22 protein-coding genes are annotated in these 20,578 nt (G+C 58.5%); 9 read left to right on the top strand and 13 right to left on the bottom strand.

All coding sequences use genetic code 11. The features are described from left to right. Nucleotides 1–10: 10 nt before the first annotated feature. The 9 genes from rnc to rpoE form a co-directional block, all read right to left on the bottom strand. On the bottom strand, nt 11–700 hold the full coding sequence (rnc, locus tag BMX80_RS06420; RefSeq protein WP_074866477.1) for a ribonuclease III: 690 nt from the start codon (nt 698–700) through the stop codon (nt 11–13). Continuing rightward, the gene (locus BMX80_RS06415; protein WP_074866474.1) at nt 697–1,077 is read right to left on the bottom strand and encodes a DUF4845 domain-containing protein; all 381 of its coding nucleotides are present in this window, start codon (nt 1,075–1,077) and stop codon (nt 697–699) included. The genes rnc and BMX80_RS06415 overlap by 4 nt, the downstream gene beginning before the upstream one ends. A 27-nt stretch (nt 1,078–1,104) precedes the next feature. Beyond that, on the bottom strand, nt 1,105–1,950 hold the full coding sequence (gene lepB / locus BMX80_RS06410) for a signal peptidase I (RefSeq protein WP_071870747.1): 846 nt from the start codon (nt 1,948–1,950) through the stop codon (nt 1,105–1,107). Between the two features lie 12 nt (nt 1,951–1,962). After that, on the bottom strand, nt 1,963–3,762 hold the full coding sequence (gene lepA, locus BMX80_RS06405; protein WP_074866471.1) for a translation elongation factor 4: 1,800 nt from the start codon (nt 3,760–3,762) through the stop codon (nt 1,963–1,965). 151 nt (nt 3,763–3,913) lie between these two features. Continuing rightward, nucleotides 3,914–5,281, bottom strand: a complete 1,368-nt coding sequence (locus BMX80_RS06400) for a DegQ family serine endoprotease (protein ID WP_083394263.1) — start codon at nt 5,279–5,281, stop codon at nt 3,914–3,916. Nucleotides 5,282–5,410: 129 nt separating this feature from the next. Then, nucleotides 5,411–5,857: a SoxR reducing system RseC family protein gene (locus BMX80_RS06395; RefSeq protein ID WP_074866466.1), complete on the bottom strand. Its 447-nt coding sequence runs from the start codon at nt 5,855–5,857 to the stop codon at nt 5,411–5,413. Beyond that, nucleotides 5,854–6,780: a MucB/RseB C-terminal domain-containing protein gene (locus BMX80_RS06390; protein ID WP_074866463.1), complete on the bottom strand. Its 927-nt coding sequence runs from the start codon at nt 6,778–6,780 to the stop codon at nt 5,854–5,856. The genes BMX80_RS06395 and BMX80_RS06390 overlap by 4 nt, the downstream gene beginning before the upstream one ends. Nucleotides 6,781–6,798: 18 nt before the next feature. Continuing rightward, nucleotides 6,799–7,401: a sigma-E factor negative regulatory protein gene (locus tag BMX80_RS06385; protein WP_074866459.1), complete on the bottom strand. Its 603-nt coding sequence runs from the start codon at nt 7,399–7,401 to the stop codon at nt 6,799–6,801. A 28-nt stretch (nt 7,402–7,429) separates the two neighbouring features. After that, entirely contained in the window at nt 7,430–8,011 is a 582-nt protein-coding gene (gene rpoE, locus BMX80_RS06380; RefSeq protein ID WP_074866456.1) for an RNA polymerase sigma factor RpoE, read from the bottom strand. Nucleotides 8,012–8,262: 251 nt separating this feature from the next. Between rpoE and nadB the strand changes: the two genes are divergently transcribed. Next, entirely contained in the window at nt 8,263–9,885 is a 1,623-nt protein-coding gene (nadB, locus tag BMX80_RS06375; protein ID WP_074866454.1) for an L-aspartate oxidase, read from the top strand. Here nadB and BMX80_RS06370 read toward each other — a convergent pair. Both BMX80_RS06370 and BMX80_RS06365 read right to left on the bottom strand, forming a co-directional pair. Continuing rightward, nucleotides 9,824–10,303, bottom strand: coding sequence for a protein YgfX (locus tag BMX80_RS06370; protein ID WP_074866451.1), 480 nt, complete (start codon nt 10,301–10,303; stop codon nt 9,824–9,826). The genes nadB and BMX80_RS06370 overlap by 62 nt on opposite strands. After that, nucleotides 10,287–10,541: an FAD assembly factor SdhE gene (locus BMX80_RS06365; RefSeq protein WP_071870583.1), complete on the bottom strand. Its 255-nt coding sequence runs from the start codon at nt 10,539–10,541 to the stop codon at nt 10,287–10,289. Before BMX80_RS06365 ends, BMX80_RS06370 begins: the two co-directional genes overlap by 17 nt. 148 nt (nt 10,542–10,689) lie before the next feature. Here BMX80_RS06365 and ygfZ point away from each other — a divergent pair, with 148 nt between their 5' ends. The 3 genes from ygfZ to BMX80_RS06350 all read left to right on the top strand — a co-directional run bounded on the left by ygfZ (nt 10,690) and on the right by BMX80_RS06350 (nt 13,311). Beyond that, a complete protein-coding gene (gene ygfZ / locus BMX80_RS06360; protein WP_074866449.1) occupies nt 10,690–11,613 on the top strand; it encodes a CAF17-like 4Fe-4S cluster assembly/insertion protein YgfZ in 924 nt (307 codons plus the stop codon). A gap of 72 nt (nt 11,614–11,685) precedes the next feature. Then, complete coding sequence (locus tag BMX80_RS06355; protein ID WP_071870585.1) at nt 11,686–12,522, top strand: HDOD domain-containing protein; 837 nt, start codon at nt 11,686–11,688, stop codon at nt 12,520–12,522. A gap of 3 nt (nt 12,523–12,525) precedes the next feature. Further along, on the top strand, nt 12,526–13,311 hold the full coding sequence (locus BMX80_RS06350) for a substrate-binding periplasmic protein (RefSeq protein ID WP_074866445.1): 786 nt from the start codon (nt 12,526–12,528) through the stop codon (nt 13,309–13,311). On the opposite strand, the gene ung is transcribed toward BMX80_RS06350, so the two are convergent. After that, nucleotides 13,286–13,969 (bottom strand): uracil-DNA glycosylase, encoded by a 684-nt coding sequence (ung, locus tag BMX80_RS06345; protein WP_071870587.1) that lies wholly within the window; start codon nt 13,967–13,969, stop codon nt 13,286–13,288. The genes BMX80_RS06350 and ung overlap by 26 nt on opposite strands. Nucleotides 13,970–14,052: 83 nt before the next feature. On the opposite strand from ung, the gene BMX80_RS06340 reads away from it, so the two are divergent. Further along, the gene (locus BMX80_RS06340) at nt 14,053–14,940 is read left to right on the top strand and encodes an HDOD domain-containing protein (protein WP_074866443.1); all 888 of its coding nucleotides are present in this window, start codon (nt 14,053–14,055) and stop codon (nt 14,938–14,940) included. 10 nt (nt 14,941–14,950) lie between these two features. Here the strand turns inward: BMX80_RS06340 and BMX80_RS06335 are convergent, their stop codons facing one another. Then, on the bottom strand, nt 14,951–15,832 hold the full coding sequence (locus BMX80_RS06335) for an AraC family transcriptional regulator (protein ID WP_071870589.1): 882 nt from the start codon (nt 15,830–15,832) through the stop codon (nt 14,951–14,953). A 111-nt stretch (nt 15,833–15,943) separates the two neighbouring features. Between BMX80_RS06335 and BMX80_RS06330 the strand changes: the two genes are divergently transcribed. From BMX80_RS06330 to BMX80_RS06315, 4 genes are read left to right on the top strand one after another with little or no spacing between them, the layout of a single operon-like run. Further along, nucleotides 15,944–17,437: a CoA-acylating methylmalonate-semialdehyde dehydrogenase gene (locus BMX80_RS06330; RefSeq protein WP_074866440.1), complete on the top strand. Its 1,494-nt coding sequence runs from the start codon at nt 15,944–15,946 to the stop codon at nt 17,435–17,437. A 15-nt stretch (nt 17,438–17,452) separates the two neighbouring features. Next, a complete protein-coding gene (locus BMX80_RS06325; protein ID WP_074866438.1) occupies nt 17,453–18,616 on the top strand; it encodes an acyl-CoA dehydrogenase family protein in 1,164 nt (387 codons plus the stop codon). 18 nt (nt 18,617–18,634) lie between these two features. Continuing rightward, nucleotides 18,635–19,453: an enoyl-CoA hydratase gene (locus BMX80_RS06320; protein ID WP_074866434.1), complete on the top strand. Its 819-nt coding sequence runs from the start codon at nt 18,635–18,637 to the stop codon at nt 19,451–19,453. A gap of 10 nt (nt 19,454–19,463) precedes the next feature. Continuing rightward, a complete protein-coding gene (locus BMX80_RS06315) occupies nt 19,464–20,573 on the top strand; it encodes an enoyl-CoA hydratase/isomerase family protein (protein ID WP_074866432.1) in 1,110 nt (369 codons plus the stop codon). Nucleotides 20,574–20,578: the final 5 nt, after the last annotated feature.

Genomic DNA, 20,578 nt, shown 5'->3' with positions numbered 1-20,578 from the left:
AGTTACCTCGTTACGCCTGCGCGTCGTCTACGCCCAATGCCGCCAGAGCGGCAGCAGCGGCCTGTTGCTCGGCGATGCGCCGACTATTGCCTTCACCACGGGTGACTTGCTCAAGCAACGCCACCTGACACTCGACAAAAAACACCCGACAATGCGGCTCGCCCTGCTCGTCAGTCACCGTGTACCTCGGTAGTTCAACACCACGCGACTGCAAAAACTCTTGCAGGCGGGTTTTCGGGTCTTTATGGGTGTCAACTAGCGTCAAGTCGGCAAAGAAAGGTTCAAGCCAAGCCAACACGCGCTCACGCGCAGGCTCCATGCCGGTGTCTAAATAAATAGCACCGATCAGTGCTTCAACCGCATCGGCCAGAATGGATTCACGGCGAAAACCACCACTTTTCAGCTCTCCTGAGCCTAAGCGGAGAAACTCGCCCAAATCGAACTGTTTGCCCAATACCGCTAGGGTAGCGCCTTTAACCAGCCGGGCACGTAAACGCGACAGCTGACCTTCTTTAGCTTGCGGAAAACGCTTAAACAGCTCTTCGCCAACAACAAAGTTAAGAATGGCGTCACCGAGAAACTCTAGGCGCTCGTTGTTACGCCCGGCAAAACTGCGGTGGGTCAACGCCAACTGCATCAAGTCACTGTCGTTAAAGGTGTAACCTAAACGACGCTCTAAACGGTCAAGTTGCGTATTCACTGCGGAGCACGCACTCTAAATTCTTTTTCAAACTTCACGACTAAATCGATGTTCTTGATCAGGTTTTCGCGCTGTTCATAATTCAATTTAATGTGAAATTCGTTACCTTCTTGCTCTACCACCATTGCCTTGCGCAAATCCACGCCACGAATACTATTAACCTGCATTCCCTTACGCATATGATCATAAACATCACCAGGTGTAGTAATCCCTAACCCTTGCGGAGATTCAATACCAGCAACCATCTTCTCCATTGCCATAAAATCTAGGTAATGTGGGATCACTTTAAACGCTGCACTGGCCAAAAAAGCTGCAATAGCCAGCAGCATCAACACATTCATCACCGACATGCCACGTTGTTGCTTGCGAACCACCATGCTCACCTCGCTATCCGGCGTAAAGAGTTACTGCACAATGCCAACACGAGAAAAACTCGGCAGATTGGCAAATTTAGGGTCGGCCCAGGTCATCCAAATCGCGAACGCCTTACCGACAATATTGCGATCAGGCACCATGCCCCAATATTTAGGCTCGATATTGGGATCCTGCCAGAAGCGGCTGTCGTTGGAGTTGTCGCGGTTATCACCCAGCATAAAATAATGCCCAGCCGGAACAACCCACTGCGAGCGCGGTGCGCCCCGCAGCGCATGCACTTCTTTACGTACTTGGTGTGCCACGTCGCCTAGCTGTTCACTCAGCAACTGCACTCGCCCTAAGCTACCCGGCTCTTCCCCTAAGTACTTTTGCACCACCGGCTTGCCGTTAATAAGAATCTGCTTGTTGATATACGCCACCGTGTCGCCCGGCAGCCCAACAACACGCTTGATGTAGTTGATATTCGGGTTGCTCGGGTAGCGGAACACCATCACATCACCGCGCTGCGGCTCGCCGATAGAGATCACCTTAGTGTCCAGCACCGGCAGGCGAATGCCGTAGGCGAACTTATTCACCAAAATAAAATCGCCGACTTCCAGCGTTGGCTTCATCGAACCGGAAGGAATTTGGAAGGGCTCAACCAAAAACGAGCGCAGCACCAGCACAATGGCCAACACAGGGAAAAACGACTTTCCGTATTCCAGCAGTTTTGGCTCTCGATTGAGCTCATCTAGCACTTGCGGATCGGGCACCGCCTGCGACGCCTGATACTGAGCAATCGCTGTTTTTCTTCCTGGGGCGAAAAACAGCAGATCAATCAACGCCAAGGCGCCGGTCACTGCGACCAACACCACCAGCAACAACGGGAAGTTTATTTCCGCCACGCGTTATCCATCCACTTTGAGCACAGCGAGGAAGGCATCTTGTGGAATTTCCACACGACCTACCTGCTTCATGCGCTTTTTACCGGCTTTTTGTTTTTCCAACAGTTTTTTCTTACGCGAAACGTCACCACCATAGCACTTGGCCAACACGTTTTTGCGCAGTGCTTTTACCGTTGAACGGGCGACGATTTGCCCGCCCACCGCGGCTTGAATAGCCACATCGAACATCTGCCGCGGAATCAACTCTTGCATCTTCTCGACCAAACGGCGGCCTTTGTACTGCACGTTATCTTTGTGCACGATCAAGGCCAACGCATCGACCTTTTCGCCGTTAATCAGAATATCCAGACGCACTAAATTGGCTGCTTCGAAACGGTCGAAGCTGTAATCCAGCGAAGCGAAACCACGGCTGGCGGACTTCAGGCGATCGAAGAAATCCAGCACCACTTCGTTCATCGGCAGGTCATAAACTACCTGCACCTGATTACCCATGAAGTGCATATCACGCTGCATGCCGCGCTTTTCAACACATAGCGTAATCACGCTGCCGAGGTGATCTTGCGGCACCAGAATGGTCGCCTTACAAATCGGCTCGCGCATTTCCTGCACAGACGACATATCCGGCAGACGTGACGGGTTATCGACGTAAAGGACTTCTTTGTTTTTCATCAACACTTCGAAGACCACCGTTGGTGCCGTGGTGATCAAGTCGAGGTCGTATTCGCGCTCTAGACGCTCCTGAATGATCTCCATGTGCAGCATGCCCAAGAAGCCGCAGCGGAAACCAAAGCCCAAGGCTTCGGAGCTTTCCGGCTCATAGTGCAGGGAAGAGTCATTCAGGGTGAGTTTTTGCAGCGCCTCACGGAAGGCTTCGAAGTCTTCCGAGCTGATCGGGAACAAACCGGCATACACCTGCGGCTTGATCTTCTGGAAGCCCGGCAGCACGCCCACATCCGGGGTGCTGCTATGGGTCAGGGTATCGCCCACTGGGGCGCCGAGAATCTCTTTAATACCAGCAATCACAAAGCCCACTTCACCGGCTTTAAGATCTGCGGTTTCGGTATGTTTTGGGGTGAAGACGCCGACGCTATCGACTTGGTGGATTTTGCCGGTGGACTTCACTAACAGCTTGTCGCCTTTCTTGATGCGCCCGTGCTTAACCCGCACCAGCGAGACCACGCCCAAGTAGTTATCGAACCACGAGTCGATAATCAGCGCCTGCAACGGTGCGTCGATATTGCCTTCCGGGGCCGGAATGCGCTTTACCAGATGCTCAAGAACATCTTCAACGCCCAAGCCGCTCTTGGCTGAGCACGGCACAGCGTCGGTGGCGTCAATACCGATGATTTCTTCGATTTCCTGCTTAACGCGCTCGGGCTCAGCTTGCGGCAAATCCATCTTATTAAGGATCGGCAGCACTTCTAAGCCTTGCTCGATCGCCGTGTAGCAGTTCGCCACCGACTGCGCTTCCACACCTTGACCGGCGTCGACCACCAGCAGTGCGCCCTCACAGGCCGCCAACGAACGGCTGACCTCGTAAGTGAAGTCGACGTGACCGGGGGTATCAATGAAGTTCAGCTGGTATACCTTGCCGTCTTTGGCTTGGTAATCCAGCGTCACGCTGTGCGCTTTAATGGTGATGCCACGCTCGCGCTCAAGATCCATGGAGTCCAGTACCTGAGCCTCCATTTCGCGCTCGCTCAGACCGCCGCACATTTGGATAAAACGGTCTGCCAGCGTCGACTTGCCATGGTCGATGTGGGCAATGATGGAGAAATTACGGATATGACTCAGATCACTCACGACTATCGGTCTCGAAACAGCGCGGGCGTAGCCCTAGGAAAATAGCCGGCAAGTTTACCTGAAACCCCCTACGGCAGAAACAGGCCCCGCTAAAACAACCAAGGGCAGCGAAAAGCTGCCCTTGGTTAAGTCACTAGCGAACCTCGCCGGCTTACTCCGCCAATTTGAAGGTGATGAAGCTGGCATGCCCCTGACGAATCACTCGCATCGACACAGTGCGATTCTTCGGCAATTCATCCACCACTTCGGCAAAGGTTTTCACCGAATCAATCGCGCTGTTATTCAAGTGCGTGATCACGTCACCCGGACGCAAACCAATCACGGCAGCGGGGCCATCAGTCACCTCACTGATCACTACGCCACGCTTAAGATCCAGATTTGAGCGCTGATCGGCGGTTAGCTCGCTCACCACCACACCTAAGCGATTACTGCGTTTCTCTTGCCCGCCTGCCTGCGCAACCAAGGCTTCACCTTCATCCGGCAAAGAACCCACAGTGACTTGCAACTGCTGACGCTTACCCTGACGCACCACTTCCACGCTGGCACTAGTGCCAGGCTTCACGCGCCCTACCGCATGCGGCAAGTCGCCGGAGCGGACGATCTCTTTGCCGTTAAAGCGCAAAATGATATCGCCATCACGCAGCCCGCCTTTAGCGGCCGGGCCATCGGGCATAACCTGCGCAATCAAAGCGCCGGCGGGCTTATCCAAGCCAAACGACTCGGCCAAATCTTTGTTCACTTCCTGAATCACCACACCCAACCAACCGCGGCTGACCTTGCCCTGCGCCTTGAGCTGATCGGCAACTTCCATCGCCACATCCACAGGAATGGCAAACGACAGCCCCATAAAGCCGCCCGAGCGGGTGAAGATTTGCGAGTTAATCCCCACCACTTCGCCATCCAGATTAAACAGCGGACCGCCTGAATTGCCGGGGTTAATCGCCACGTCGGTCTGGATAAACGGCACATAGTTTTCGTTGGGCAGGCTGCGGCCTTTGGCGCTAACAATGCCGGCGGTGACCGAGTAATCAAAACCAAACGGCGAACCAATCGCCACGACCCACTCACCCACTTTGAGCTCGGACGAACTACCCAGTTTCACGTAAGGCAAATCGTTACCTTTAACTTTGAGCAGCGCTACGTCGGTGCGTGGATCGGTGCCTACCAGCTCAGCTTCAAGCTCGCTGCGATCAGACAAACGCACGATGATTTCATCGGCGCCTTCCACCACATGGTTATTGGTCAGCACATAGCCATCGGCAGAAATAATGAAGCCGGAGCCCAGCGACTGCGCCTCACGCTCTTGCGGGCGACGCTGCTGCGGCGGCACTTGCGGAATGCTGCGCTCGAAGAACTCACGAAAAATCGGCGGCAAACCTTCTAAATCCGGCATGCCCGGCACCATGCCGGCCTGACGCCCGGCTTTTTGATGCTGCCGCGTACTGATATTCACGACTGCCGGCGAGGTATCTTCAACCAGCTCGGCAAAATCCGGCAGACTGGCTTGCGCCTGCGCCATCCACCCGGCACTCAGCAGCAATGCTGCACCGGCTACCCAGGATTTCCACACTGCGTTCACTCAGGTTCTCCTCACAACGGAACAAACATAGCTAGGCCGGCCAACTCATTGCCAACCTAATCAGCGTTATTAATGCAAGCTGCGCGCTAGCAAAGCGCGCAGCACAACCGGCTGCAGCGCTGGGTCATCCGCATGGCGGCGGTCATACCAGCGCACCACCAGCAAGGCGATAGCGAAGGCCAAGCCCGCCAGCAGCACGCTAGCCAACTCACCCCATGCTTCACCGGCCACGGCACCTGCCAGCAATGCCAGCAAAGGCAGCAGATAAACCAGCATGGATGATTTCACCACCGCGTCTTCTGGCACGCCGATCACCACGTCATCGTCGACCTGCAACGAGGCGTCATCGGTCAAACAGCGCACATAACCATGCCGCTGGCCAACGCCCAAACGCTGCATTAAACCTTGCCCGCAGCCTGCCTTAGCAGAGCAGCTTTGGCAGGTGCTTTGGCGAATGGTTTGCACCCACACGGCACCGGCTTCAAGAGCGACGACGCGGCCTTGTTCCTCAATCATGGTGCTGCCTCCGCCACTGGGCGCATGGACAGCACCACGCGCTCAGCCGTGACACGCGGCACTTCGCCAACCACAGTGATCATCACATCGCCCTGTTCGGCTTGCAGGCGGTGCGCCACCGCCACCGTGGGGCCCAGTTGCGAGCGCGCATCGGCGGCCAGCTGATCACCCATCGGCTCGACATACACAGAAAAACTGTTCAGCCCATCGCTAAACAAGCTCGACAATACCAGCACCTCGCCACGCCCCGGCAACTGCTGCTGACTCAACTGAGCAAAGCCCGGTGGCAGCCACTGCGGCTCCCAGCCTTGCACCACTGGCTGCGAGGGGGCCAACTGCGGTGGCTGACACGGCACTTGCGGCTGCAACTGCTCAACCTTGGGCGGTAGCGCAGAAAGCTGTGAAAACTGGAAGCGTTCAAGCAGGCCACCGTCGGCATCCACCATCACCGCCTTCAATAGCAGACCGGTCTGCGCATCCAGATGCCACTCATGGGCATAGCGATAACGGTCACGCGGGATTAGCGCCAACACAGTAGCCAAACGCCCGGCCACACGAGAGCGACCTACCAGGCGCAACTCGTAGCCTTGCGCCAAGCGATCCAGATCGAGGGTTAGTAACGGGCCGGCAGCGGATAGCCACTGCCCACGCGAGCTACACAGCAGCACGCCATCACGCTGCAGGCGCTCGTGAGGTTCGCCGTCCTGATCTTGGATACGGCGCAGCACGTGGCCCTGCTCGACACCCTGCCAAATACGGAAGGTGGCAAAGCTATTTTGCCGCTCATACACAAACACGCCCTGATAAGGCTGTTGTTGCTGAGCCTGCTGTAGCCGTTCCAGCCATGCCTGCGGAGTATTGTCAGCCTGCGCCGCTGCACTGAGCATTAATGCGCCGAGAAAAACGCCTGCACTGCGCCACATAAGGTTATTTAGCCTCAATCAGCGCCCTTCAAAGTTAGCAACGCGCGCCTGTGGCAGCTGAGCATTGCCTTGAGAGGCCGACACTTGCTGTAAGTGCTGGTGCAAATACAGCGGCATGCGTTCCTCGTGCCAACGGTTTTGCATAGGTTGCACAGCTTCGGCCGATACCGGCTGCGCATCCGCGCTGGCCTCTGCAGGCTGATAGCCCGCCAATATCGCCGGCCCCGGCAAAGCCTGTCCCGGAATGGTCAAGGTAGGGATTTCTTGTTGCGCTAACTGAGGCGCGGCTTGCTCGCCCAGCGGGGCAAATTGCAACCCGGCGAGAACAGCCAAAGTGACCGACGCCGCCACGGCAACCCGGCCGGGCATGCGTGCATACCACGGCACTTGCGCTACCAGCGCGGGCTCATCGGCCAGCGCTGCGCTAACCCGACTGGCCAAATCCAGCTTAGGAGCCTGCAGCTCGTCATGCATCGCTGCACGCGCTACATGCCAATGCCGCCAACGCTCGCGCAGTTCGCCATCGTCGGCGCTGTCGCGGAGCAAGCGGCGAACTTCCAGTTCGCTGGCTTCACCATCCATTAGTGCAGAAAGCGATTCATGCAGGGCATCACGACTCATGAAAGATCCTCGTTATGGAGCTGCTTCTTCAACCTTCATGCAGCAGAGGCTGCAAGGCTTTATCAATGGCTTCTCGGGCACGAAAAATGCGCGAGCGAACCGTACCGACCGGGCATTGCATCACACTGGCAATGTCCTCGTAACTCAAGCCTTCGAACTCGCGCAGCGTTAATGCCGTGCGCAAGTCTTCGGGCAACTGGCGAATCACCTTGTGCACTGCCTGCTCGATTTCATCACGCAGCAGGTTGCGTTCGGGTGACTCGACATCTTTAAGGGCATGATCGCCCTCGTAAAACTCAGCATCTTCGGCGCTGACATCGGCATCAGGCGGACGACGTCCACGGGACACCAGATAATTCTTCGCCGTGTTAATAGCGATGCGGTACAGCCAGGTATAAAAAGCACTGTCACCGCGAAAGTTCGCCAACGCCCGGTAAGCCTTAATAAAGGCTTCCTGAGCCACATCTTGCGCCTCGTGCGGGTCACGCACGAAACGTTGCACTAAACCTAAAATCCGGTGCTGATAACGCAACACCAACAAGTCGAAGGCACGCTTATCACCCTTTTGGACACGCTCGATCAGTGCCTGATCGTCACTGCTCTGATGCACAGCGCTCCTCCCACTTGCAGCGCTGGCACGTCACCATTCGCCCTTGTTGACCGGTTCTGCAGAGATAGACACAGGGTTTTACAAAAAGTTCGCAGGCCATTGAAATTGCTCAAAACGAAGGCACGATCGGCCCATCACGATTGCCGCGTATTGTGCCGGGCAGCGCGCACAATGCAAATCGTTAGCCGCCATTAGCGGTTTCGGCCCCCAGCAGGCGCCCGTATACTGCCGCCAGACTTGCGGAGAGAAGCATGAGTCAACGTTTTGCCTACGATGTGCTGGTCATTGGCAGTGGCGCAGCCGGCCTGACCTTAGCCCTTAACCTGCCCACTGACGTACGTGTCGCCGTGCTGAGCAAAGGCGAGCTCGCCAGTGGCTCGACCTTTTGGGCGCAAGGCGGTGTGGCAGCCGTGCTGGATGAGCGCGACAGCGTTGATGCGCACGTGCAAGACACCCTCGTCGCCGGTGGTGGCCTGTGCGATGAAGCTGCGGTGCGCTACACCGTAAGCCATAGCCGCAGCGCCATTGAGTGGCTGATTGAGCAAGGCGTGCCCTTTACCCGCGACGAAAATATTCACAGCGGCTTTCATGACTTCCACCTCACCCGCGAAGGCGGCCACAGCCATCGGCGCATTATTCACGCCGCTGATGCCACTGGCGCGGCGATCTTTCGTACTTTGCTCGACCGCGCGCGCGAGCGCAGCAACATTGCCCTGCTTGAGCACAAAGTGGCCGTCGACCTGATCACCGAGCGCAAGCTGAATCTGGGCGACAGCAATCGCTGCCTCGGCGCCTATGTGCTCGACCGCCCCAGCGGCAAAGTCGACACCTTCAGCGCCCGCGCGGTGATTCTTGCCACCGGCGGTGCCAGCAAGGCGTACCTGTACACCAGCAACCCTGACGGTGCATCCGGTGACGGCATCGCCATGGCGTGGCGCGCAAGTTGCCGGGTGGCGAACATGGAGTTCAACCAATTTCACCCCACCTGCCTGTATCACCCCAAGGCGAAAAGTTTCTTGATCACCGAGGCCGTGCGCGGCGAAGGCGGCTTGCTCAAGCTGCCGAACGGCGAGCGCTTTATGCTGCGCCACGACGAACGCGCCGAACTGGCCCCGCGCGACATCGTCGCCCGCGCCATCGACCATGAAATGAAGCGCTTGGGCCTTGATTGCGTGTATTTGGATATCAGCCATAAGCCCGCGGAGTTTATCCAAAGCCACTTCCCGACCATTTATGAGCGCTGTTTAAGCTACGGCATCGACATCACCCGCGAGCCGATTCCCGTGGTGCCGGCAGCCCACTACACCTGTGGTGGCGTGGTGGTGGATGATTGCGGCCACACCGATGTACCCGGACTCTATGCCTTGGGCGAAGCCAGCTGCACGGGCCTGCATGGCGCCAACCGCATGGCCAGCAATTCGCTGCTGGAGTGCTTTGTCTATGCCCGCGCCGCTGCCGCCGATATCACCCGCCAGCTGCCTACGTTAAGCAATCCCGGTGAGCTGCCGTTCTGGGATGCCAGCCAAGTGACGGATTCCGACGAAGACGTAATCATCGCCCACAACTGGGATGAGCTGCGCCGCTCGATGTGGGACTACGTGGGGATCGTGCGCACTAGCAAGCGCCTGCAACGCGCACAACACCGCGTCGAAATGCTGCTGGCAGAAATCGACGAGTTCTACAGCAATTACAAAGTCAGCCGCGACCTGATTGAGCTGCGCAATTTAGCCCAAGTGGCCGAGTTGATCATTCTCTGCGCCATGCAGCGCAAAGAAAGCCGTGGCCTGCACTACACGCTGGACTACCCGAACGCTAACCCAACGACTCAGGACACTGTGCTGTATCCGCCGCAGTTTGCCGAGTTAACTCACTAAAGCGTAAGCGCACCCGCAAACGCCGGTGCGCGACGGCATCCATGCTGTCAGAGGGCAGGCACAAGCTTTGCGCAAAGCGCAGGCCATCTACTTTAAAGTGCAGCACGATCAAGCCGCGCATGGCCCGCGTACTGGGTAAAAAGCGCAGGCTGTGCCAATCGCCTTGGGTATTTTGCAGCGCCCAGCCGTTGGCATCGTGACGCAGTGCCTGCCAAGGGTGACGTGGCCGCCCCGTCAAACTGGGCCATACCCATGCCCAATGCGCCAAACAGGCGATCGACAGCGCCAGCCTGGCCCACCAAGGCCAAGGCACCGCCACGCTTAATGTCAAACACAAGCCTTGCAGGGCGAGATAAGCCCAGCGCAGCTGACGCGACGTGCGCCAGCGCCAAACCTGCGGATCAGTCCGGTTGTACACGATCCAGAATCATCTTGACGATATAACGCAGATCGGCATCTTCCGGCTCGCCGCGCTGCATAAACCAGCCGAACATGTCTTGGTCTTCGCAGCTCAACAGCTTGCGGTAACGCGCCTGATCTTCTGCGCTCAAAGTCGGGTAAACCTCTTTGACAAAAGGCACCAGCAGCACGTCCAGCTCAAGCATGCCGCGACGGCTATGCCAAAACAGACGGTTCAGTTCAGTTGAGTCAGTCATGGGGCTCTCCGCAAATTTGCCGGCGATTATACCCAGCCCTGCCGGGCCCGGCAGCGCAAATTGCTGAGCTGCCGCGCTCGTCGCGCCTGAATTTTTCCCGCTGGGGCACTATGATGGGCGCCTGCTTGTCTGTTTCAGGATTGCCTCCATGTCCGCCCCGTATGTTCACCCGTTAACTCACCACGCTGTTTTAGCCGTACACGGCCCCGATGCGGCCAAGTTTTTACAAGGGCAGCTAACCTGCAACATCAACTACCTAAGCCCCAACCAAGCCAGCCTAGGCGCCCGCTGCACCGTTAAAGGCCGCATGCTGGCGAGCTTTTATATTGCGGCCCAAGGCGATGGCTTTTTACTGATATTACCCAGCGAGCAACTGGAGACCCTACGTGCCGACCTCGCCAAGTACGCCGTGTTTTCTAAAGTCACCATCAGCGATGCCAGTGCCGCTTGGCAGCTGTTTGGCTTGTCCGCAGATGCTGCGTTGATCGACGCTTGGCAGCTCGGCGAGCAGGCCGGTCAGTGCGTAGCGCATGAGCATGGCCTGATGATTCGCCTGCACGACGGTCGCGCCTTGCTGTGCTTAAACAGCAGCGCCGACAGCAGCACGCTACTCACTGGCTTAGCCAGCGCCGACGAAAACACTTGGCAACTGGCCAATATCCAAGCAGGCCTCGCTGAAGTAACCGCCGCCACGCGCGAGCTGTTTATTCCGCAAATGCTCGCCCTGCAAAGCTTAGGCGGCGTGAGCTTTAAGAAAGGCTGCTATACCGGGCAAGAAATTGTCGCCCGCATGCAGTATTTAGGGCGCTTAAAACGACACCTTCAACGTTTACAAGCCGCAGCCGATACCCCTTTACAGCCGGGTATGGAGCTGTTTTCGCCGGTGCACAGCAGCAGTGTCGGTGAAGTGGTCAGTGTGGCCCGCCATGGCGACCAGCAAGAACTGCTGGCCGTGGTGCAAGATGATGCCGTCAGCGCTGGCCAGCTGTTTGCCGGCAGCCCCGATGGCGCGCCGTTAAGCGTGCTAACGCTGGCGATACACAGCGACCACGACCGCGATATCAGCCGCTAACGCAATCGACGGCCCCGACACCGACAAAAGCCACTAGACTCAAGACAATTAGCCCAGTTTAAGGAATACCCCATGAGCAATCTGGCCGACCAAGTACAACACGCGCTGATCAAGGCCATCGATAACGACGAACTGGTGCTGCCGACCCTGCCTGAGGTTGCACTCAAAGTGCGCGAAGCGGCAGAAGACCCGGATATCGACATCCCCAGCATGGCCAAAGTGCTGAGCAATGACGCCGCACTCACTGCCCGCCTGATAAAAGTGGTGAACAGCCCGCTGCTGCGCGCCAGCAAAGAAATCACCGACCTGTCCGCCGCTGTTGGCCGCTTGGGTATCAACTACACCTGCAACTTGGCCACGGGCTTGGCGATGGAGCAGATGTTCCAAGCCACCAGCGATGTGGTCGATCGCAAAATGCGTGAAGTCTGGTCGCGCAGCACCGAAATCGCTGGCATCGCCCACGTACTGTGCCGCCACTACACCCGCTTGATGCCCGACCAAGCCACGCTGGCCGGCTTAGTCCACCAGATCGGCGTACTGCCGATTCTGACCTTCGCCGAGGAGCACAGCGAACTGCTGGCCGACTCCATCAGCCTGAACCACGTGATCGAGAAGATCCACCCCATCATTGGCGACAAGATTCTGCGCACTTGGGAGTTCCCCGAGCCGATTGCCATGGTGCCGATGAACTACCTCGACTTTAGCCGCGATTCCGCCAAAGCCGATTACGTCGATATCGTGCAAGTGGCCACCCTGCAGAGCTACCTGGGCACCAACCACCCCTACACTGAGTTGGACTGGTCGAAGATTCCCTCGTTTGCCAAGCTCGGCCTCGACCCCGAAGTCGACATGAAAGCCGACGAAGACCTGAACGACGCCATGGAAGCTGCCATGAGCATGCTGCAATAAATCATGCTGCGTTTGACTGCCTGCCTGCTGCTGGGCCTAGTGCTCAGCACTGGCAGTCGCGCACAAAGCAACATCATCCTCACCAACGGTGAGTGGCCACCCTATTTAGGCGAAATGCTGCCTTACAACGGCACCGCCTCACGCATCATCAGTGAAGCCTTTGCCAGCCAAGGCATGCAGGTTCGCTGGGATTTCCACGCTTGGGATCGCGCCTTCGAACTCGCCCAACAAGGGCTTCGCGATGGCACCGCCGTGTGGTCGTCAACACCAGAACGCGAACACGACTTTTACATCAGCGCGCCGGTACTGCGTTCCGGGCATTTCTTTTACAGCCTGCGCGAACGTGCTTTCGACTGGCAGCAGATGGATGATCTAGAAGGCCTGCAAGTCGGCCTAACCCGCAGTTACAACTACGGCAAAGCCCTGCAAAAAGCCGCCCGACAAGGTTTGATTAGCACCCGCACGGCCAATAACGACCTGACCAACTTACGCCGCTTGCTGCGCGGGCAGATCGATATTTTCCCGATCAACCCTGTGGTGGCCGACTCCCTGCTGCAAACGCACTTTACCCCCGAAGAGCGCGAGCGTTTAGTGCAACACCCCAAGCCCATTCGCCAATACACCCTGCACTTGCTGTTATCGCGCAAGGTACTCGGCAATCAACGCACCTTAGAGCGCTTTAACAACGGCCTCGAACAACTGTGGCGCGATGGCCGTATGCAGCGCTATTTGCAAGATTTCGAACGTCCCGATGGGCTGCAAGCTATTCCGCCAAGCGCCAATCGATAGGGCTTTTGCCCTGCTGCTGAAGATACGCGTTGGCGGCGCTGAAGTGCCCGTTGCCGAGAAAGCCCCGATGCGCCGACAGCGGCGATGGGTGGGCCGAGCACAACACCTGATGTTTACTGGCATCGATCAGCTTGCGCTTACTCTGGGCATGCGCGCCCCAGAGCAAAAACACCACGCCTTGGCATTCTTGATTAACCAACTCGATGATGCGATCGGTAAAGGTCTGCCAGCCCTTACTCGCATGCGAGCCCGCTTGGCCCTGCTCCACAGTCAGCGAGGTATTGAGCAGCAGCACCCCCTGCTCGGCCCAGCGCTGCAAGCAGCCGTGATTAGGCACCGGCAAGCCTAAATCGCGCTGTAACTCTTTAAAAATATTCTTCAGTGACGGCGGCGCAGGCACCCCCGGCGCCACCGAAAAACACAAACCATGCGCTTGCCCCGGGCCGTGATACGGGTCTTGCCCCAGAATCACCACCTTCACCTGCGGCAGCGGCGTGCTGTCTAGGGCATTGAAGATTTGCGCCCCCGGTGGGTAAATCACCTTACCGGCGGCTTTCTCATCACGCAGAAACTGGCGTAGCGCCAGCATGTAAGGCTGACTAAACTCAGGCAACAGGTGTGTTTTCCAGCTCGTTTCTAGCGTGATGTTGTCAGCCATAGGGCACCCTGCACGTTGTGATTAGCCGCCGCACCCTAGGAAAGCGCGTACAGGCTGTCAACCGCAGCCACTAAGGACACTGCATGCAAGACCCACTGTTTGCCGGCCACCCTGCCCTGCAAATTTGCCAACGCATCACCCGTGGCGAAGCCAAATTGCCGGAACTGCCGGAAATCTCGTTAAAAATCCGCCGTCTACTGACCAGCCCTGATTGGAGCCTGCGCGAATTGCAGCCACTGATCGAAAGCGACCCTGCACTGGCCAGTTACCTACTCAAGATCGCCGAAAGCCCGCTTTACCGCACCCACAGCCGCTCGCCGAGCCTACGGCAAATCATCACCCAAACCGGCGAGGCCACCCTTAACCAGCTAGTTACCGCGTTTACCTTGCGGCATTTGTTTATCAGCATTAACCCGCATATCCAAAACGCGCTGAAACGCCGCTGGACACAAGCCACACAACGCGCCGCCATCGCCTGCGTGCTGGCCCAGCAGTGCTATGGTTTTATTAACGATGAAGTGCTGTTGGCAGCCCTGTTAGAAGACATTGGCAGCTTGCTGATCATTAGCGAAACCGCCCACCTCACCCAGCTCGGCGCCGCGGAACTTGAGCAACTGTGCGACAACCACGCCGCCGAAGTGGGTGTGATGCTGACCATTCACTGGGAGATGCCCGAATCGCTGCGCAATGTGGTACGCCAGCGCCGCAACTGGGCTTACGACCCCGCAGGCGCGGTTGGCCTGCCCGGCTTAGTGATTGTCGCCAGCCGTTTGCTGGCCAGCGCGCACGGCGAGGCCTTTGCCCTGCCGAACCTGCATTTACTGCCGGCGTTTCAGAAACTGCCATGGCGCAGCCCACCCGCCAAACGCGCCGAAGACTGGTTAGAACAGCACCTGAATGCGATCAACGAGCTGATAGATGTCTTCCAAGGCGCTCCGTTACCCCCACTACTGCGCGAGCGCAGCGACTAATCGGCAGCGCTTAACCTTGATGCAGCGCCCGATAATGACTGGGCGCAATACCCACCACCTGCTTAAACAAGCGGGAAAAGTAATAACTGTCGTCGTAACCCAGCTGCTCAGCCACTTGGCGCACATTTAACTCGCCTTCATCGAGCAAACGGCAGGCTTGAGCCATTTTTAGCTGGATAAAATCCTGCATGGGGCTGTGCCCCGTCAGCTCGCGGTACACGCGAGCAAAGTGAAACCGCGACAACTTAAACTGCGCCGCCAGCTGCTCTAGATTGAGCTGATCGGGCAGATGCTGACGCATATAGCTGTGCACGGCTTCGACATCCAAACGGCGGCCCGACTTTAACGTCAGCTGCGCCGGCAGCACCGCCACATAGCTGAGTAAGCTTTGCAGCTGATGCGCCGCATGCAGGTAATGCGGCAGGCTTAAGCCTTGTTTTTGCAGCGCCAGCAGGGCTTCAAACTCAGCCAGCAAGCGCGGCAACACACCAATGCGCCGCCACGGGCGATTCCCCAGCAGCTCAATAAACGCCGCGCTATGGGTGCCAGCAAAGTGCACCCAATACAGCGTCCACGGTCGCTGGCTATCGGCGCCGTATTCGTGCGCCACACCGGCTGGCAGCAACAATAAATCACCACCGCGCACCTCATAGTGTTGCTCGCCTACCTTGAGCCAGCCTTGCCCGGCGCGGCAGTAAATCAGCAGATGGTCTTCATGCCGCGTGCGCCGCATGCGGTGCCCCGCTGCCTGCGGATAAAACCCCAATGCTTGCGGATAACAGCCGGCGCCTAACGGATGCCGTTCCAGCTGGCGGCGCAGCTTGGGGGCTATCACCAAGCGCACGCCGTTTTCTGGCAAAGGCCAGCTGGAGGTGATCACGGCTTGGCTCATACAAACTCCTGTTTAACCGCAAGATAGTCCATCCCACTGCCAACATCGTCAATCCAAAGGCTGATTTCGCCATGCTACAACAGACAAAAAACAACATGAGGCATGTCAACGATGGCCAAGGTAATTCCGCAACTTATCGCCGGGCAGTGGCGCAACTGCGATCACCATGAAGTGATCGAAGTGCTCGACCCCGCCACCCAGCAAGTGCTCTGCTTGGCACCGCGCGCCACCGCCGAAGACATCGAAGACGCCATCGCCAGCGCCAAAACCGCGCAATTCAGTTGGCGCGAAACGCCGGTCTCTGACCGCGCACGGCTCATGCTGCGCTATCAGCATTTGCTCAAAGAGCATCACGATGAAGTGGCGGAGATTCTCGCCAAAGAAACCGGCAAAAACTTTGCCGATGCCAAAGGCGATGTGTGGCGCGGCATCGAAGTGGTGGAGCAAGCCTGCAACATTGCCAGCCTGATGATGGGCGAGACGGTCGAAAACGTCGCCCGAGAGATCGACACCGCCAGCTGGATTCAGCCACTGGGCGTGTGCGCCGGTATCACGCCGTTTAACTTCCCGGCAATGATTCCGCTGTGGATGTTTCCGCTGGCCATCGCCTGCGGCAACAGCTTTGTGCTCAAGCCCTCCGAGCAAGACCCGATGACAGTCAATCGCCTTGCCGAGCTGTTTATCGAAGCCGGTGCCCCGGCGGGCCTGTTGCAAGTGCTGCACGGCGCCCGCGAGCCGGTGGACGCCCTGCTCACCCATCCGGACATTCGCGCTGTGTCGTTTGTTGGCTCGGTGCCGGTGGGCCAACACGTGTATCGCACCGGCACCCAGCATTTAAAGCGCGTGCAAGCCTTTGCCGGGGCGAAGAACCACATGGTGATCATGCCCGATGCGCCAAAAGATCAAGTGTTGAGCAACTTGGTCGGCGCCAGCTGCGGCGCGGCTGGGCAGCGCTGCATGGCGATCAGCGTGGCGGTGTTTGTCGGCGAGTCTAAACAGTGGATTGCCGAGCTGGCCGAACAAATGAAAGGCATTCAACCCGGCTACTGGAACGACCCCGCCGCCGCCTTTGGCCCCTTGATTAACCCGCAAGCCAAGCAGCGCGTCTTGCGTTTGATTGCCGAGGGCAAAGCCGAAGGCGCAGAGTGCCTGCTGGATGGCAGCGACTGCAGCGTGGCCGGCTACCCGGACGGCAACTGGATTGGCCCCACCCTGTTTAGCGGCGTGACGCCGAAGATGAGCCTGTACCGCGAAGAAATCTTCGGCCCCGTGCTGGTGTGCATGGAGGTCGACACGCTGGAGCAAGCCATTGAGCTGGTCAACAACAGCCCCTACGGCAACGGCACCAGCATCTTCACTCGCTCCGGCGGCGCGGCGCGGCATTACCAACATGCGGTGGAAGTCGGCCAAGTGGGTATCAACGTACCGATTCCGGTGCCGCTGCCGTTCTTCTCGTTCACCGGCTGGAAAGGCAGCTTCTACGGCGATCTACACGCCTACGGCAAACAAGCAGTGCGTTTTTATACCGAGACGAAAACCGTCACCACCCGCTGGTTTGATGACAGCCCGGTGAGCGGGCCGAACATGACCATCCAGCTCAAATAAGCGCGGAGCCCGGACATGGATTTTGAACTCAGCGAAGAACAACGCCTGCTGGTGGAAAGCGCGCGACGCTTTGCCGCCGACGAGCTAACCCCCAACGCCGCCGACTGGGACCGTGACAGCCACTTCCCCGTCGACACCATCAAGCGCGCTGCGGCACAGGGCTACTTGGCTCTGTACATCCCAGAAGAAGACGGCGGCTTGGGCCTTTCGCGCCTATCCAGCAGCTTGATTTTCGAGCAGCTGGCCGCTGGCTGCGTGGCCACCACGGCGTTTTTCACTATCCACAACATGGCCAGCTGGATGCTCGCCAGCTTTGCCGAGCAAAGCTTAAAAGACGCATGGCTGCCCCGTTTAGTCAGCGGCGAGCTGCTGGCCTCGTACTGCCTCACCGAGCCAGACGCGGGCTCCGACGCCGCCAACCTACGCACCCGCGCCGAACGCGATGGCGACGACTATGTGCTCAGCGGCAGCAAGTGCTTTATCTCCGGCGCCGGCAGCACCGATGTATTGATTGTGATGGCGCGCACTGGCGAGCCCGGCGCTAAAGGCATTTCGTGCTTCTTAGTGCCGGGCGACACGCCCGGCGTGGTGTATGGCCGCAACGAGCTAAAAATGGGCTGGAAAGCCCAGCCGACCCGCACCATCACCTTCGAGAACGTGCGCATCCCCGCCAGCCAGCGTATCGGCCCGGAAGGCCAGGGTTTTGTCTACGCGATGAAAGGCCTCGACGGCGGCCGTTTAAACATCGCCAGCTGCTCGCTCGGCGCCGCACAAGCAGCGCTAGAGCAAAGCCTGCGTTATGTCGAAGAGCGCCAGCAGTTCGGTAAGGCCATCGCCAGCTTTCAGGCGCTGCAATTTAAGCTCGCCGACATGCTCACCGACCTCACTGCCAGCCGGCAGATGGTGCGCTTAGGCGCGGCTAAGCTCGACAGCGGCCACCCCGAAGCCAGCCTGTATTGCGCCATGGCCAAGCGCCTAGCCACCGACCGCTGCTTTAACGTGTGTAACGAGGCCCTGCAACTGCACGGCGGCTATGGTTATCTCAACGATTACCCGTTAGAGCGCTGGGTGCGCGATGCGCGCGTGCACCAGATTCTTGAAGGCACCAACGAAATCATGCGGGTCATCATCGCCCGCCGCCTGCTTGAGCAAGGCGGCCAGCTCGATGGCCTGCTGTAACCGAACAAGGAGTATTGCGTGAGCACAGCACTGGAACCCTACAAGAGCGGCCCCTTCGACCTCACCCATAAATTGATGCTGGAAAAATGCGGCAACACCGCGCTGATCACCATCAATAACCCCGCGGCCAATACCTGGGACCGCGACTCGCTGATCGGCCTCAAGCTGATCGTCGAGCATCTAAACCGCGATGACGATATTTACGCGCTGGTGATTACCGGCCAAGGCGAGAAGTTTTTCTCCGCCGGCGCCGACTTAAAACTGTTTGCCGATGGCGACAAAGCCCGCGCCCGCGAAATGGCCCGCCGCTTTGGCGAAGCCTTTGAAGCGCTGCGCGATTTTCGCGGGGTGTCGATTGCTGCGATCAACGGCTACGCCATGGGCGGCGGCTTAGAGTGTGCGCTGGCGTGCGATATCCGCATTGCCGAACGCCACGCACAACTCGCCCTGCCCGAAGCCAGCGTGGGCCTGCTGCCCTGCGCCGGGGGCACCCAGCACTTGAGCTGGCTGGTGGGCGAAGGCTGGGCCAAGCGGATGATTCTTTGCGGCGAGCGTGTCGATGCCATGACCGCCGAGCGCATCGGCTTAGTCGAGCAAGTGGTCGATAGCGGCGAGGCACGCAATCACGCGCTGCTGCTGGCCAGCAAAGTGGCCAACCAGAGCCCCGTCGCGGTGCGTACCATCAAACCACTGATTCAAGGCGCCCGCGAGCGCGCGCCGAGCACCTGGCTGCCGGAAGAGCGCGAGCGCTTTGTCGACTTGTTCGATGCCGACGACACCCGCGAAGGCGTGAATGCCTTCTTAGAAAAACGCCGCCCACAGTGGCTGAACCACTAAGGGGCCCGCCATGAACGTACAGTTTGAACAACGCCCTAGCCTGCACGGCTATCAGATTGGCATTGCCACGCTAGACAGCGCGAAAAGCTTAAACGCCCTGTCGTTGCCGATGATCGAAGCGCTGTGGCAGCAATTAAGCACGTGGGCCAACGACGACACTATTTGCGCCGTGGTGCTGCGCGGCGATGGCGCCAAGGCGTTTTGCGCCGGTGGCGATGTGGTCGATTTGGTCCACGCCTGCCGCGCCGAGCCCGGCAGCGTGCCTAATTTGGCCGCACGTTTTTTTGCCGACGAATACCGCCTCGACCACCTGATTCACACCTACCCCAAGCCCTTTATCTGCTGGGCACACGGTTATGTGATGGGCGGCGGCATGGGCCTGATGCAAGGCGCCAGCACGCGTATCGTCACCCCCAGCACGCGCTTAGCGATGCCGGAGATCAGCATTGGCTTGTTCCCCGATGTCGGCGGCAGTTGGTTTCTCACCCGCCTGCCCGGCAAGCTCGGTTTGTTCCTCGCCTTAACCGCCGCGCACATCAACGCCGCCGATGCCTTGGCACTCAACTTGGCCGACCGCTTCTTGCTGGATGAACAGCTCGACGCCCTGCTTGCGGGCCTAGTGCAAATCAACTGGCAAGAGCGCGCCAACGAGCAGCTGATCAGCCTATTACAAGCGCTGGAGCACGAAGCACGCAGCCAGCTGCCGGATACCCAGTGGTTACCACGACAAACCCAGATCAATCAGCTGCTCGATGTGCCCGACGCCGCCAGCGCGTGGGATGCCATCGCCACGCTAGTGGATAGCGACGACAACCTGCTGGCCCGCGCCGGTAAAACCCTGGTCAACGGTTGCCCGCTGACCGCCGCACTGGTCTGGGCGCAGCTCGAACACGCCAAGCATTTATCCCTCGGCGGGGTGTTCCGCATGGAATACGCCATGGCGCTGAACTGCTGTCGCCACCCGGAATTTGCCGAAGGCGTGCGCGCCCGCTTGATCGACAAAGATCAGCAACCGGCGTGGCACTGGCCGGATATTCACAGCATTCCCGCTGCCGTGGTCGAGGCGCACTTTGCCTCTGCCTGGCAAGGCGCACACCCACTGGCCGAGCTGACCCCATAAGGAGC

Origin of the sequence: Atopomonas hussainii, assembly GCF_900109735.1 — a bacterium.
GTDB lineage: Bacteria > Pseudomonadota > Gammaproteobacteria > Pseudomonadales > Pseudomonadaceae > Atopomonas > Atopomonas hussainii.
This window is presented reverse-complemented; position numbering and strand designations above follow the sequence as displayed.

Bases quoted from the DNA above. Each gene is read 5' to 3' on its own strand.
- BMX80_RS06415 (WP_074866474.1), bottom strand. From the start codon at position 1,077: ATGGTGGTTCGCAAGCAACAACGTGGCATGTCGGTGATGAATGTGTTG.
- BMX80_RS06400 (WP_083394263.1), bottom strand. From the start codon at position 5,281: ATGGCGCAGGCGCAAGCCAGTCTGCCGGATTTTGCCGAGCTGGTTGAA.
- BMX80_RS06395 (WP_074866466.1), bottom strand. From the start codon at position 5,857: ATGATTGAGGAACAAGGCCGCGTCGTCGCTCTTGAAGCCGGTGCCGTG.
- BMX80_RS06390 (WP_074866463.1), bottom strand. From the start codon at position 6,780: ATGTGGCGCAGTGCAGGCGTTTTTCTCGGCGCATTAATGCTCAGTGCA.
- BMX80_RS06385 (WP_074866459.1), bottom strand. From the start codon at position 7,401: ATGAGTCGTGATGCCCTGCATGAATCGCTTTCTGCACTAATGGATGGT.
- nadB (WP_074866454.1), top strand. From the start codon at position 8,263: ATGAGTCAACGTTTTGCCTACGATGTGCTGGTCATTGGCAGTGGCGCA.
- BMX80_RS06365 (WP_071870583.1), bottom strand. From the start codon at position 10,541: ATGACTGACTCAACTGAACTGAACCGTCTGTTTTGGCATAGCCGTCGC.
- ygfZ (WP_074866449.1), top strand. From the start codon at position 10,690: ATGTCCGCCCCGTATGTTCACCCGTTAACTCACCACGCTGTTTTAGCC.
- BMX80_RS06355 (WP_071870585.1), top strand. From the start codon at position 11,686: ATGAGCAATCTGGCCGACCAAGTACAACACGCGCTGATCAAGGCCATC.
- BMX80_RS06350 (WP_074866445.1), top strand. From the start codon at position 12,526: ATGCTGCGTTTGACTGCCTGCCTGCTGCTGGGCCTAGTGCTCAGCACT.
- ung (WP_071870587.1), bottom strand. From the start codon at position 13,969: ATGGCTGACAACATCACGCTAGAAACGAGCTGGAAAACACACCTGTTG.
- BMX80_RS06340 (WP_074866443.1), top strand. From the start codon at position 14,053: ATGCAAGACCCACTGTTTGCCGGCCACCCTGCCCTGCAAATTTGCCAA.
- BMX80_RS06335 (WP_071870589.1), bottom strand. From the start codon at position 15,832: ATGAGCCAAGCCGTGATCACCTCCAGCTGGCCTTTGCCAGAAAACGGC.
- BMX80_RS06330 (WP_074866440.1), top strand. From the start codon at position 15,944: ATGGCCAAGGTAATTCCGCAACTTATCGCCGGGCAGTGGCGCAACTGC.
- BMX80_RS06325 (WP_074866438.1), top strand. From the start codon at position 17,453: ATGGATTTTGAACTCAGCGAAGAACAACGCCTGCTGGTGGAAAGCGCG.
- BMX80_RS06315 (WP_074866432.1), top strand. From the start codon at position 19,464: ATGAACGTACAGTTTGAACAACGCCCTAGCCTGCACGGCTATCAGATT.